General features: G+C 70.8%; 1 protein-coding gene. It reads right to left on the bottom strand.

The window, feature by feature from the left end; genetic code table 11:
• Window positions 1-800, bottom strand: an 800-nt coding sequence (locus tag KHO22_RS32340) for a muconate/chloromuconate family cycloisomerase (protein ID WP_211951263.1), incomplete at both ends; no start/stop codon positions are given.

Below are 800 nucleotides of genomic sequence, written 5' to 3'. Positions count from 1 at the left end.
AGCTTGTCCTCATCGAGCGCCAGACCCAGGCCCGGTCCTTCGGGCAGGTGCAGGCTGAAGTCGCGATAGGTGGGCCGCTCGACCACGATGTCATCCTTGAGCAGCAGCGGACCAAACAGCTCCGTGCCCCATGCAAGCTGCGGCAGCGTGCAGAAGCCATGCGCGGCGGCGATGGTGCCCACGCTGCCCTCCAGCATCGTGCCGCCATACAGCGCGATGCCCGCGGCATCGCCCACGGCGGCCGTGCGCAGCATGCCGAAGATGCCGCCCGACTTGGCGATCTTCAGCGCGAATACGTCGGCACCGCCGAGGCGCGCGAGTTCCATCGCATCCTCGGGGCCACACACGGCCTCGTCCGCCATGATCGGCACCACGAAGCGTGCCGCCAGCCGCGCCAGCGCCGTGCGCTGCTCGCGCGGCGTGGGCTGCTCGATCAGGTCGATGCCCGCGGCTTCGAGCATGGCGATGCCGCCGGCGGCATCGGCCTCGTTCCAGGCCTGGTTGATGTCCACGGTCACGCGCGCACGCTCACCGAGCGCGCGCTTGATCGCCGACACGTGCGCGACGTCGTCGCGCACGCTGCGCCGGCCGATCTTGAGCTTGAACGTGTTGTGGCGGCGCTCGGCCAGCAGGCGCTCGGCCTCGTCGATGTCCTTCGCGGTATCGCCGCTGGCCAGCGTCCACAGCACCGGCAGCGTGGTGCGCACCGCGCCACCGAGCAGCGTGGCGAGCGGCACGCCCAGGCGCTTGCCCTGCGCGTCGAGCAGCGCGGTTTCCAGCGCCGACTTGGCGAAGCGGTT

The sequence above is a fragment of the Cupriavidus yeoncheonensis genome (assembly GCF_905397275.1).
Lineage (GTDB): Bacteria > Pseudomonadota > Gammaproteobacteria > Burkholderiales > Burkholderiaceae > Cupriavidus > Cupriavidus yeoncheonensis.
This window is presented reverse-complemented; position numbering and strand designations above follow the sequence as displayed.